9 protein-coding genes are annotated in these 12752 nt (G+C 40.1%); 1 reads left to right on the plus strand and 8 read right to left on the minus strand.

The annotated features are described in order from the left end of the window. Nucleotides 1–8: 8 nt before the first annotated feature. The 8 genes from AC6I5C_RS10180 to AC6I5C_RS10215 all read right to left on the minus strand — a co-directional run bounded on the left by AC6I5C_RS10180 (nt 9) and on the right by AC6I5C_RS10215 (nt 10306). Nucleotides 9–1418: a tetratricopeptide repeat protein gene (locus tag AC6I5C_RS10180; RefSeq protein ID WP_497905064.1), complete on the minus strand. Its 1410-nt coding sequence runs from the start codon at nt 1416–1418 to the stop codon at nt 9–11. A 158-nt stretch (nt 1419–1576) separates the two neighbouring features. Continuing rightward, nucleotides 1577–2767 carry an aspartate aminotransferase family protein gene (locus tag AC6I5C_RS10185; RefSeq protein WP_497905065.1) on the minus strand — a complete coding sequence of 397 codons (1191 nt, stop codon included), beginning with the start codon at nt 2765–2767 and terminating at the stop codon, nt 1577–1579. 2 nt (nt 2768–2769) lie between these two features. Then, nucleotides 2770–4554: an OstA-like protein gene (locus tag AC6I5C_RS10190; RefSeq protein ID WP_497905066.1), complete on the minus strand. Its 1785-nt coding sequence runs from the start codon at nt 4552–4554 to the stop codon at nt 2770–2772. Nucleotides 4555–4680: 126 nt separating this feature from the next. Beyond that, a complete protein-coding gene (locus AC6I5C_RS10195; protein ID WP_497905067.1) occupies nt 4681–5955 on the minus strand; it encodes an adenylosuccinate synthase in 1275 nt (424 codons plus the stop codon). An 8-nt stretch (nt 5956–5963) separates the two neighbouring features. Next, entirely contained in the window at nt 5964–6419 is a 456-nt protein-coding gene (locus AC6I5C_RS10200) for a Fur family transcriptional regulator (RefSeq protein ID WP_053975577.1), read from the minus strand. Between the two features lie 26 nt (nt 6420–6445). Continuing rightward, nucleotides 6446–8656, minus strand: coding sequence for a RelA/SpoT family protein (locus tag AC6I5C_RS10205; protein WP_053975576.1), 2211 nt, complete (start codon nt 8654–8656; stop codon nt 6446–6448). Nucleotides 8657–8805: 149 nt separating this feature from the next. Beyond that, on the minus strand, nt 8806–9444 hold the full coding sequence (locus AC6I5C_RS10210; protein WP_497905068.1) for a DUF4386 domain-containing protein: 639 nt from the start codon (nt 9442–9444) through the stop codon (nt 8806–8808). Nucleotides 9445–9547: 103 nt separating this feature from the next. Next, complete coding sequence (locus AC6I5C_RS10215) at nt 9548–10306, minus strand: SDR family NAD(P)-dependent oxidoreductase (protein ID WP_497905069.1); 759 nt, start codon at nt 10304–10306, stop codon at nt 9548–9550. A gap of 210 nt (nt 10307–10516) precedes the next feature. Between AC6I5C_RS10215 and AC6I5C_RS10220 the strand changes: the two genes are divergently transcribed. Continuing rightward, nucleotides 10517–12745 (plus strand): tetratricopeptide repeat protein, encoded by a 2229-nt coding sequence (locus AC6I5C_RS10220; protein ID WP_497905070.1) that lies wholly within the window; start codon nt 10517–10519, stop codon nt 12743–12745. Nucleotides 12746–12752: the final 7 nt, after the last annotated feature.

Below are 12752 nucleotides of genomic sequence, written 5' to 3' on the forward strand. Positions count from 1 at the left end.
TTTAAATTTTATGAAGAGGACTTTTTGGTACTTACCAAAACCCTGCTAATGTTTGGGTCTTTGTGAACTTCAGGGAACAATTCCTCCAGAATATATTCAAATTCTTCGTTTAAAAGCAATCCGTTTTTAAGATGGTAATGCCCTTTTTCGCTTTCCAAAAGCTTAAAGTGCAATCCTGCTAAACGGTATTCAATTTCAGCTGTTTCAGGGTAGAATTCTGCCGCTTGAATCAAGTTGTAAATAGAGGCCTCAAATTCTCCCAATTGAATGAGGATATCCGAGCGTGATAACCAAGTTTGTAGTTCATAATTGCCCAATTCCAAGGTTTTTTTGTAACCTCTTTCGGCTTCTTCCAGAAAGTTCAAACGGTGGTTGATTTGTGCATATAGTTTCCAATACAGCACATTTTCACTATCGATATTGATGGCTTTGTTGATATAATATAAAGCCTTTTGGTAGTTGCGTGCCTTCAAGTAAAACTTGGTGATGGCAATCCAACCTTTGTCCAATAAAGGATCTTCGTGAACGGTTTTATAGAAGTACTGCACAGCCATTTCGGTGTCACCCAATTTTTCGTAGCAATAACCCATGCGCAACAAGGCAAAGGACGTTGGGTCGTCCAAAGCCAACGTAATTTTATAGTTTTCGATGGCTTCACCGTACCTTTTTTGCTTTTCAAGAACTTTTCCTTTTTCCAGATAAGCTCCCACAAAAGTGTCATCAGAAATGATGGCAAAGTCATAAGCAGCTAAAGCTTTTTTGTAATCTTTAAGGGCGAAATACTGCTTGCCCAATTGGTGCCAGGCTACTTCGCAATATGGGTTACCATCCAAATAATCATTTAAAAAGTTGATAGCCTCTTCGGTTTCGTCCAAAAAGTCAAAACAGTAAATGATGTTGTACAAGGCAGAATAATCGTGCATATCTATTTCCAAGCATTGCAAGAAATATCCCTTAGCCTGTTCAAATTCATCTAAGAATAAATACTCCATTCCGATAAGGGCGTACAAATCGGAATCGTCTGGATCTTGGCTTAAGTCCAAAGCAATTTTCAAGGTGTTGATAGCTCCTTTGTGGTCATCGCGTTTGGAAAGGACATTGGCTTTCTGGATAAAAACTTCCTCGTTGGTCGGCTCCAACTCATAAAGTCTGTCCAATAGGATGTCTGCTTTTTCCAACTTGTTCTCCATGACGTAAAGTTCTATTTGGAACAGTTGGAGGTTCGTGGAGGAAGGGTGTTGTTCTAGCCCCATCTTTATCGCTTTCTTTGCTAAGGCTATTTTTCCAATCTCAAGATAATGATGGATAATGTTCTCAAATTCGTTAGAGTCGAAAAACAACACATTGTTTGTTTTTAACATGGACTCAAATCTTGCTAGCGATAAGTTGTCGTGGTCGTCGTTGTGGCTAAACTCCATAAGCAGATTTTATTGTTGTTGAAATAAATTTACTCTTCTATTTGGCTATTTGAAGATTTTGGTGTTAATCTTTTTAACAAAATAATTAACAGTCAGGTGTTTATTTCAATATTCTATTAATTTAAGGCTTTGAAAAACAAGTGTTTGTTTTTTCGTTTTTAAAGTGTTTGTTCATTCGAAATTTCATTCAAAACTGAAAGTATAATATTACAGCCTTCAATAATTTCGTTCTTAGAAATGGTTAATGGTGGGGTGATTCTAATAGCTTTAGGCTCAAAGAGTAACCAAAATAATATCAATCCTCGGTCCTGACATCTCAAAACCACCTCGTTTGTGATGTCTGCGGATGGGGTCATGGCAGCCAACATGAGTCCTTTTCCTCTAATTTCCCTAATAAGCGGATGAACCAAGTGCTCGCGAACCAAAGCTTCTTTTTCAAGGGCTTCAGCCATGAGATTGGTTTCGGTAATCTCTCTAACCGTTGCCAATGCAGCAGCAGCAATTACGGGATGCCCTCCAAAGGTGGTAATATGGCCAAATTTGGGCTGATACTGTAAACTATTCATCATTTCCAATGATGCTGTAAAAGCACCAATTGGCATACCGCCACCCAAGCCTTTTCCTGTGACCAAAATATCTGGAACACAATCATAATTTTCAAATCCAAACAATTTTCCAGTGCGTCCAAAACCTGGTTGGATTTCATCTAAAATCAATAACGCGCCAACTTCTTCACAACGGGCCTTTACCTTGGTAAGGTAACCGTTTTTAGGTTCTATAAACCCGGCACCTCCTTGAATACTTTCCAAAATAACGCCTGCCGTTTTGGAAGTGATTTTATCAAGATCGGGAAGATTGTTGAATTCAATAAATCGAATGCCGGGAACCAAAGGGCGAAAGACTTGTTTGCGTTCTTCATGGCCCATTACGCTCATGGAGCCCATGGTGTTGCCGTGATAAGCCGATTTGGCAGCAATAATTTCTCCTCTTCCTGTATAGCGTTTTGCCAGTTTAATAGCCCCTTCAATGGCTTCGGTTCCCGAATTAACCAAATAGGTGCTTTCCAATGGTTCTGGTAAATGCTCTGCCAAAAGTTTGGCAAGCGCTAAGGCAGGCTCTTGGATGTACTCCCCATAAACCATGACGTGTAGGTACTTGTCCAATTGCTCCTTGATAGCATTGACTACCCTAGGATGCTGGTGTCCCAAACTACAGGCCGATACCCCTGCCACAAAGTCTAAATAGGCTTTGTTTTCGGCATCATAAATATAGGAACCCTTGGCATGAGAAATCTTCATGGCCAACGGGTTGGGGGAAGTCTGTGCTTGATATTTGATGAAATCTTCCATAACTAACCTCTTTTATGGGTTCGGGGTAATGGTTTTTTTAGGGATTTTTTAGTTTGAATACTGTCCTGCAAAGGTGTAGGAATGTTTCTTGCTGCTTTATTCTCCTGGGTCGGGTTCTTTTGTTCCGCCTCTTTAACACGTTCCAACATGGCTTCATCTACAAATTCTTCCTGAGGGACGTAAGGATCCAAACCTCTAATAACCGGAAGGTTTAAAGGCGGATCGTCCTTAAAAAGGTCTTCTACACTATTGGGGCGTTCTTCTTCGCGCCAATCAAATCCTCTAAACTTTCTTGCGTTTTCAGGAAATTGGGAGTCTGGATAGAGTTCACCATCTATTTGGTTGATCAGTCTAATTTCGGTAATGGTATTATCGTCAATTTGAATGTTGATGCTTCCCGATTTGGATTTGTCTATCCCCACCAATTCTTGTTTATCATCCCTGACATAGTTGATGACTTCGGCATTTTTGATGATGTCCACATTATAGAGGGCATTGTCACGGAACAATCCAATCAAACGTTGCCCTTTTACTTGGTTGAAGCCACCGCCGATCGTGTCCTTACTAATCAAGAAGGCATTTTCAAATACTTTCAGGGAATCCAATTGCTCCTTTTTGGTATTGGTAATTAAATGAATGGAATCCCCAGTCATTTGGTTTCCTAAATTCCAGATTACAGGATTGCGTTTTGTGGCAAAAATATCTTTGGAAGACAAACGCTCTAAATTGATTAGTTGGGTAAGCCCTGTTTTTTGGTCGGCATGAATGGAATCTGCTTTTCCGCTCATATCGCTTTTGTACATTTTAGCATTATAATAGGCTCGCGTGATTCGGTGTTCAGGTTTTCCGGTAACCATGAGGGTGTCTGCATGAATGTAGATGGAATCATTCTCCTGAACTGCGATAGCCAAGGCTCTTTTGGTAATAAATACTGAATCTTTTGCCCGATACACTTCGGCGTAATGCCCTTTGATAATGCTGTTGTTGATAGTATCAGTAACCTTGATATTATTGGTGGCCGAAGCGAAACTTCTGGCACGATCAAAGTAGAGGCTATCACCTTCAACGATACGCTGTTCATAGTCTATGCGAGAGTTTTTTACAAAATATCCAGTGTCATTATTGGTGTCGTAAAAACCACGTTCACAATAAATATTGTTGTTTTCGCCTATAATGGTTGAAGGCCCATACATATAGGCACCTCCCGTTTCGGTATAGAAATCGAGTTGGTGGGTATTAAGGGTATACTGAGGATTGACCAACACCACATCCTGAACAAATTGGTATTTTTTAGCATTCATATAATACCTTCCAATTTGACTGGTAATGGTCCCGGAAGTATCTCGAACTACTTTTCCTCGTGTTTTATAGTAGGCTTGTTGTTTGGCCCTGTCAAACCAAAGGGTGTCGGTTGTTAAAACAGATTGAGGCTCAGTTAGCACAACATCGCCACTGGCAAATGCCAATTGGGTGATGCCACTGTATTCAACATATTTGGAAGTCATGTTGATGGTATCGCCCTGTTGCATGTGCACATTGCTGAAGGCTTCTATAAAATTTTCGTTTTTATAGTAAATGGCCTTATCACAATACATATTAATTCCTTCATGGACTACATGGATTTGTTGTTTGTCGTCCCGAATAAAAGTGGTGACTTCCTTTCCCATGGTACTGTCCCTAACCGTAAAACCAGAATACTCAATTTGTATACGCTTGTTTTGAGCCCAAAGGGGAGTGGTTAAAAAGCTACAGAAAAGAAGAATTAATACGAATTGGTTGACTTTCAAATTTCAAAGATTTGGTTCAAAAATAACTATTAAATAGAGGTCTTGGTGGGCCTTAACACTTTTTTTAACACAAAAGACCTGCTAAATTATAAACATAGAGCAGGTCTTTTTTAGTATGATGATATGTTATTGTCTAACGATCGTCTGTTTTCTGTCTGGTCCTACCGATACAATGGTAATTGGAATTTCAAGCTCTTTTTCCAAAAAGGCAATGTAATCGTTCAATGCTTTTGGCATTTGAGAAGCCTCGGTCATTTCGGTAAGGTCTTCGTTCCAACCTTTAAATTCAGTATAGATTGGTGTTACGTTTTCCTCTTCAATATTGAATGGCAAATGTGTAATTTCTTCACCTTTATAATTGTAGGCCGTACATACTTTTAAGGTTTCAAAACCAGAAAGTACGTCACCTTTCATCATTATCAATTGGGTAACACCGTTAATTTGACAAGCATATCTAAGGGCTACCAAGTCTAACCAACCACAACGTCTTGGACGACCGGTAGTTGCTCCAAATTCATGTCCTACTTTGGCCATGATTTCGCCGTTAGTGTCAAATAACTCAGTAGGGAATGGTCCTGAACCTACACGCGTAGTGTACGCCTTGAAGATTCCGAAAACTTCCCCAATTTGGTTAGGAGCAATTCCCAATCCTGTACAGGCTCCAGCAGCAGTTGTGTTGGAAGACGTTACAAATGGATAGGTTCCAAAATCAATGTCCAATAACGATCCTTGAGCACCTTCGGCCAAGATGGTTTGTCCACCTTTCATAGCTTGGTGTAAATACTCTTCAGAATCGATAAAGGTTAATGTTTTTAAAGTTTCGATAGCCTCGAAAAACTCAACTTCAAGTTCTTTCAGGTCGTATTGAATTTCAACATTGTAGAACTTGATCATGTCCTCGTGCTTGTCTGCTAGAGAACGGTATTTGTCTTTCCAATCGGCTAATTCAATATCACCAACTCTAATTCCGTTTCTTCCGGTTTTGTCCATGTAAGTTGGACCAATCCCTTTAAGCGTAGAGCCAATTTTAGCTTTTCCTTTGGAAGCTTCACTGGCCGCATCCAATAAACGGTGTGTTGGTAAAATGATGTGGGCTTTTCTAGAAATCAACAAAGATTTTTTGTAGTCAATCCCTTGTTCAGCCAATTTGTCCAATTCCTTTTTAAAAATAACAGGGTCTATTACCACGCCATTTCCTACTACATTTGCGGTGTCTTCATGAAAAATCCCAGAAGGAATGGTGTGTAGCACGTGTTTTTTGCCGTTAAAAACCAAAGTGTGTCCTGCATTAGGCCCACCTTGAAAGCGTGCAATAATATTGTATTTGGAGGTCAATACATCAACAATTTTCCCTTTGCCTTCGTCCCCCCATTGTAAACCAAGTAGTAAATCTACTGCCATTATAAAAATTAGTTAGGTTGTTTGTTTTTCGTTCCGTAAAAATAAAGTGAGTGATTTGATATAGAAATATCAAACACCTCTTCAATCGTTTTTTTTATCGATTGAATTCTAGGGTCACAGAACTCGATAACTTCACCAGTATCGGTCAGGATAACATGGTCATGTTGCTTATCGAAATACGATTTTTCGTAATGCGCTTGGTTTTGACCAAACTGGTGCTTACGTACCAAGCCACATTCCAAAAGAATCTCTATGGTATTGTAAAGTGTAGCACGACTTACACGATAGTTTTTGTTCTTCATTTTGATATACAAAGATTCGATATCAAAATGCTCCTCACTATCATAAATTTCCTGAAGTATAGCGTAACGCTCCGGTGTTTTACGGTGACCTTTTTCTTCCAGAAAATTAGTAAATACATTCTTTACAATTTCCTGATTCGTCTGTTCTGTTTTTACACTCATAATTAAGTTGCAAATTTACACATTTTTTACACTCTACTCACCTTATCAATACCATTAATTTTTTTCAGGTTATCAATGAGCTTTTTTAGCATGGAATTATTCTTAACAATCACATTAATTTTTCCAGAGAAAATACCGTCATCCGAGTCAAAACTAAGGCTTTTCATGTTTACGTGCATATTGGAAGAAATGATACGTGTAATGTCATTTACAAGCCCAATATTATCGATTCCAGACAAGGTAATAATGGCAGAAAATTCCTGTTGCGAAGAGTCAATCCATTTGGCTAACATAATTCTGTAAGCATAGTTGGATTGCAGGCTTAGCGCATTCGGGCAATTCTTTTTGTGCACCTTGATGCCTTCGTTGATTGTCAAGAATCCAAAGACAGGATCTCCCGGAATAGGGTTGCAGCAACTTGCCAATTTATAGTCCAATTTTTCTTCTTCCTTACCAAACACCAGCATGTCGTATTTGGAAGTCACTTCTTCTCGATCGAGTTCTTCCTTAGAAATATTTTGCCTTCTGGTGATTTTATTTTTGATAAAACTCATAAGGGCATTGCTTCTGGAGGCAGCAAATTCCTTCAGCATGGTATTGTCTATGGTGCCCACACCAACTCTATAGAATAGGTCCAAACTGGTTTTTAGCTTAAAATAGACCACCATATCGTTAATGGTCTTTTCGTCCAAGTGGATTTTAAGCTGTTTCAACTTACGTCTTAAAATCTCCTTACCATCTTCGCCAATGCGTTTCTTCTCTTCCCTTAGGGACGATTTAATTTTACTTCGGGCTCGAGCCGTAGTGGCATAATCGAGCCAGTTGGCATTGGGTTTAGCGTTTTCAGAGGTAAGGATTTCTACTTGGTCGCCACTTTTAAGCTCTTGGCTTAACGGAACAAGTTTTCCATTCACTTTAGCACCACGGGTTTTCATGCCTACTTCTGTATGGATGCTGAATGCAAAATCAAGCGGAGAGGCGCCTTTTGGTAACGATTTTAAATCTCCTTTAGGGGAGAACACATAGATTTCTTTGGAATAAAGGTTGAGTTTGAACTGTTCCACAAAATCCACGGCATTGGTCTCATTGCTTTCCAAAGCTTCCTGAAGCTTGTCAATCCAAGTATCTAAGGCATCTTCAGCATTACCGTGTTTGTATTTGTAATGGGCAGCATACCCCTTTTCTGCAATTTCATTCATCCGTTCACTACGGATCTGAACTTCTACCCAACGGCCTTTTGGACCCATTACCGTGATATGCAAAGCTTCATAACCAGTAGACTTTGGTGATGAAATCCAATCGCGCAATCGGGTAGGGTTAGGGGTGAAGTGATCGGTAACGATGGAATAAATTTTCCAGGCTAGGAACTTTTCGTTGGCCAAATCGGATTTGTAAATAATCCTAACGGCAAACTTGTCGTAAACCTCTTCAAAAGACACGCCTTGCTTGATCATTTTTCTGCGAATAGAGAAAATGGATTTTGGGCGCCCCTTAATTTCGTAATTCAACCCTTCATTGTCCAAGGCGTCTACAACTACTTTGGAAAAAGCTTTAATGTAGGCATCCTGTTCTTCCTTACTCTCCTTGATTTTGTGAAGGATGTCATGGTATACTTCTGGTTCGGTATATTTTAAACCGAGGTCCTCCAATTCGGTTTTGATATTATAAAGCCCAATACGATGTGCCAAAGGCGCATAGATGTACAGGGTTTCCGAAGCAATTTTTTCCTGCTTGTCCGTACGCATGGAATCCATGGTTTGCATGTTGTGCAAACGGTCGGCTATTTTGATAATGATTACCCTAACGTCGTCGTTAAGGGTCAGCAACATTTTACGGAAGTTTTCCGCTTGAGTAGATACATCGGTCTCTTTGCTCAAGGAGGAAATCTTGGTGAGCCCATCTACAATTCTTGCAACGGTGTCGCCAAACATGCGCTCTATGTCTTCCTTGGTATAATTTTCATTATCCTCAACCACATCGTGGAGTAGGGCCGCAGCAATGGAAGTGGCATCCAGCCCAATTTCCTGAGCCACAATTTTGGCCACAGCAATAGGGTGGAAAATATACGCTTCTCCAGATTTACGGCGCTGTCCATTATGGGCTTCCACCGCCACATCAAAGGCGTGTCGGATGAGTTTTTTATCTTCTGTGGTTAATGTTTGGTAACTTACCTTGAGAAGTTCTTTGTAAGCCTTGGCAATGGCTGCATTCTCCTTTTCTATCTCTACTTCTGTCATAAATCTAAAGTAATGTAAAGAAAATAAATGCGCAATAGTTTTAACGGCTTTTTGAGGGTTTTGGCTAGCTTGAACTCTTTAAATATTTGCCATGTAGAAGGTTGTTCTATATGAAAGTTTAAGCCAAGAAAGTGTAAAGCTTGGCCAAACTAGGGATTTTCTAGTTTGGGTTTGCCTCCTTTTATCAATAGCCATATGGCAAAGGACATTTCTCCAAATATGCTGGGAATGGCTACCAAGGCTAAAAAGACATCACTATAGGCTTGGTAATTGGCCAACAGAAAATGTGCCGCTGTATCTGCCATATACATTAGTCCCGCAATTATGAGGAAGAGTGCTATTATTTTGGGTGATTTTATAATGCGTCCCAAAAGAATGAGATGTATTCCGAAGAAGAACAGGCCAATTAGCCAAATGGTGTTGAAAAGTTTTACTAAATGCAAAATGTCTTTGGCTTCCTCAACTTCCAAGGTTTGCACTAGGGCAAATAGTGCTACGGCCATAATAGCGGCGTGCATCATTCTAAATAAAGTGCTCAATTGTGATAAAAAATGATATTTGAACAATTCATTTAAGGCCCAGGCAACGACAACGTCAAATACAACCGTAAGCAAAAAGGCCATAATCCCAAAGCGGACCATCATATGGCTTTTTGAAATCGTTTCTTCGGGAGCATTCAGAAGTGCTTCTAAAACAAAGAAGTTGGCAAAAATAGCAGCGAAGAAAATAATCAAGTAGCTAATCCCGGCAATTAGGGCGAGAGTTCTAGGGGTATTGTTTATGGGCATGTTAAATTGATTGGTTGTGAGCTTTTTGGTTAATTTAAGGAATATCTCTATTCGCTAAACGATTTATGTTCGACTTGTGTTACCTAAACTGAAAGGGTTGGTTCTAAATCATCTGTCCTCCGGAGACCTCAATTCTTTGGGCATTTACCCATTTGGCATCTTCGGTACATAGAAATGCCACCACACTTCCAATATCATCTGGGAGACCTACACGGCCCAGGGCTGTCATGGAAGCGATAAAGGCATTCAATTCTTTATTGTCCCTTACCGCCCCACCACCAAAGTCGGTTTCAATGGCTCCAGGTGCCACAACATTCACACGGATTTTGCGTTCGCCCAATTCTTTGGCCATATATTTGGAAAGAGTTTCAACAGCACCTTTCATGGCCGCATAAGCGGCATATCCGCCAATGGCAAAACGTGTTAAGCCAGAAGAAATATTAACGATACCGCCTCCATCATTCATCATAGGCAACAGTTGCTGGGTTAGGAGAGCGACACCTTTGAAATGAATATGGTACATATTATCAAACTGGGCCTCGGTGGTTTCTGAAAATGGAGCATAGGCACCAATACCGGCATTGTTCACCAAATAGTCAATTTTATCGGAGCCAAAGGAGCTTGCCATTTCAGTTTGTACTTGCTTTATGGTTTCAGGGAAACTAATAGGGTTTGTGACGTCTAAGGATAGGGCAATGGCTTTTCGGCCAAGAGCTTCTATTTCCGCAACCACTTCATTGGCTTTATCTTGATTGCTTTGGAAGGTTAAAACAACATTGAGTCCCTTTTTGGCAATGGCCAATGCCATGTCTCTGCCCAAGCCGCGACTTCCCCCGGTTATAAATGCTACTTTTGCTGTCATCTTGCAATATGTTTTTTTTTTTTTTTGTAAAGTTCTGGGAGGTTAGTTGGAATCGGAAGATGTGGGATTACTAAGGTAGCTATTTTTTCTTAACTGCTTGCTTGAAATGCTCTGGGCTTTAAACGTTTGATTTTCTTACATATGTTTCGGCTGTTCTTTGGTATTTATTTGTAAATTTGGTAATAATCAATGAGTTCCAAATAATTGAATATGCTCCCAATACAACGTTGTTTGCCCCTAATATTCCTTCTGTTTTTAACTATTTTTTCGTGTAAAGATGAAGGCTATGTCAATAAAAAAGATTTAGCAAGTGCAACGCCTGTGGCTACGTTTTTGGGAGATGAAGCCTGTATGTCCTGTCATCAGGAAGCTTATAACGATTGGAAAGGTTCCCATCATGATTTGGCCATGAAAGTAGCCGATTCTGTTTCGGTGTTGGGCGATTTTAATAATGTGGAATTTCCATATAAAGGAGGGAAAGCGACTTTTTATAAAAAAGATGCCAATTTTTATGTGAATATTCCAGGTCCTGATGATACCTATCAAGATTACCCGATAAAATACACCTTTGGGTACACACCGTTACAGCAATATATTGTGGAGTTGGACAAAGGCAAAATGCAATGTCTTACGATTGCGTGGGATAGTGATAAACAGCAATGGTTCAACCTATATCCCGAGTTGGAGTTACGAAGCGATGAATGGATCCATTGGACAGGAGGAGGGATGCGTTGGAATACGGCTTGTGCCGATTGCCATTCCACCGATTTGCATAAAAACTACGATCCAGTTTCGGAATCCTATAATACGACTTTTAAAATTATCAATGTAAGTTGTGAAGCTTGCCACGGGCCAGCCAGTAACCATGTGAAATTCTACGAAGAAGGTGAAGATCCTATCTATAAAAGTAAATTGACCATGACGCCCGATACGGCACCTCAAACTTTGGTGAATCAATGTGCGCGTTGCCATTCAAGAAGGACCCAACTTACCAAGGATTTTACGCATGATGAGGCATTCTTGGATCAATATTTACCGGCACTTTTAACGCAGCCTTTATATGAGCCTGATGGACAGATTTATGACGAGGTGTATGTGTATGGATCCTTTGTGCAGAGTAAAATGTATGAAAACGGAGTGTCCTGTCGCGATTGCCACAATGTTCATTCCCTAAAGTTGAAAGAGCAGGGTAATGCTCTTTGTTTGAATTGTCATGCACCTACTGTTTACGATACGGAAACCCATCATTTTCATATGGCAGGTACTGAGGCGGCCCAATGCGTGAACTGCCATATGACAGGGCGGACGTATATGGGGAATGATTTTAGAAGAGATCATAGTTTTAGAGTGCCGAGACCCGATCAGAGTTTAGCTTACGGCACACCAAATGCGTGTAATAGATGCCATGAAGATAAAACGCCAGAATGGGCCTTAAACGCCCTTAAGACTTTGGGGAAAACCAAGGCTATCGATGCCAAAGACCATCCATCCGATTATCTGTTGGCGGGTTATGCTGGTGATAAAGATGCCTTTCACACTTTGGCCTCAAATCATCAAGCTTCAGAATTGCTTCGGGCGACCGCTTTGAGCAATTATGGAAACATGGCATTGACTTCAAAAGAATTGGAGCAATTGAAAGCCTTTTTAAAGGATTCGTCGGCCTTGGTGCGAAATGAAGCCGTAACCGCGTTGACCCAAATAGGAGATACAACCAGTATTAAGGAAGTTGCCAAACTTTTAAAGGATTCGGTTCGAGTGGTACGCATTACTTCAGCTAAATATTTGGACATTTATGGTCATGAAACCTCTCAGTTGGATGGTTTTGCCGAAGCCTTTAGAGAATTTGGGGAGTTTCAGGACATGAACTCCGATTTTTCATTGGGGCAGGTACAGATAGCTGAGCATCATTATTTGAAAAAGGATGTAGAAAAGGCTATTGCAGCCTATCAAAAAGCCATTTCGTTTGATAGTTATAACAATAATGCCAGAAACAATTTGGCATTACTGTATTATCAAAACGGCGATTTTGAAAATGCGGCAAAATACTATAAAGACATTTTAGAGTTTGAACCGAATAACAGTTATTCATACTATATGTTGGGGTTACTTTATAATGAAATGGGTCAGGATGAAATGTCCTTGAAATATTTGGGTGAAGCCTGCCAAAAAGAGCCCTTTAATTTACGCGCATATTACAATTATGCCTTAAAACTGCAGGAGGCCAATAATTTTAAATTGTCTTCGCAAGTTTTGGATAAAGCACTGCAATACGATCCAAACAATACCGATTTGCTGTACATTAAAATGATTGCGGCCATGAATACTGGCGATTTAAATACGGCACGCGCTATTTGTAAGGGATTAATGGAATTGTATCCAGAAGATCCTAGGTTTTATAAACTACTGCAGGAATTGGAGCGGCCTATGGGGGCAATGTGATCTTAGG

This window comes from Mangrovimonas sp. sgz306409, from assembly GCF_059735265.1.

Excerpts from the sequence above, each read along its gene's own strand:
- AC6I5C_RS10180 (WP_497905064.1), bottom strand. The coding sequence starts at position 1,418 with ATGGAGTTTAGCCACAACGACGACCACGACAACTTATCGCTAGCAAGA.
- AC6I5C_RS10185 (WP_497905065.1), bottom strand. The coding sequence starts at position 2,767 with ATGGAAGATTTCATCAAATATCAAGCACAGACTTCCCCCAACCCGTTG.
- AC6I5C_RS10195 (WP_497905067.1), bottom strand. The coding sequence starts at position 5,955 with ATGGCAGTAGATTTACTACTTGGTTTACAATGGGGGGACGAAGGCAAA.
- AC6I5C_RS10200 (WP_053975577.1), bottom strand. The coding sequence starts at position 6,419 with ATGAGTGTAAAAACAGAACAGACGAATCAGGAAATTGTAAAGAATGTA.
- AC6I5C_RS10205 (WP_053975576.1), bottom strand. The coding sequence starts at position 8,656 with ATGACAGAAGTAGAGATAGAAAAGGAGAATGCAGCCATTGCCAAGGCT.
- AC6I5C_RS10210 (WP_497905068.1), bottom strand. The coding sequence starts at position 9,444 with ATGCCCATAAACAATACCCCTAGAACTCTCGCCCTAATTGCCGGGATT.
- AC6I5C_RS10215 (WP_497905069.1), bottom strand. The coding sequence starts at position 10,306 with ATGACAGCAAAAGTAGCATTTATAACCGGGGGAAGTCGCGGCTTGGGC.
- AC6I5C_RS10220 (WP_497905070.1), top strand. The coding sequence starts at position 10,517 with ATGCTCCCAATACAACGTTGTTTGCCCCTAATATTCCTTCTGTTTTTA.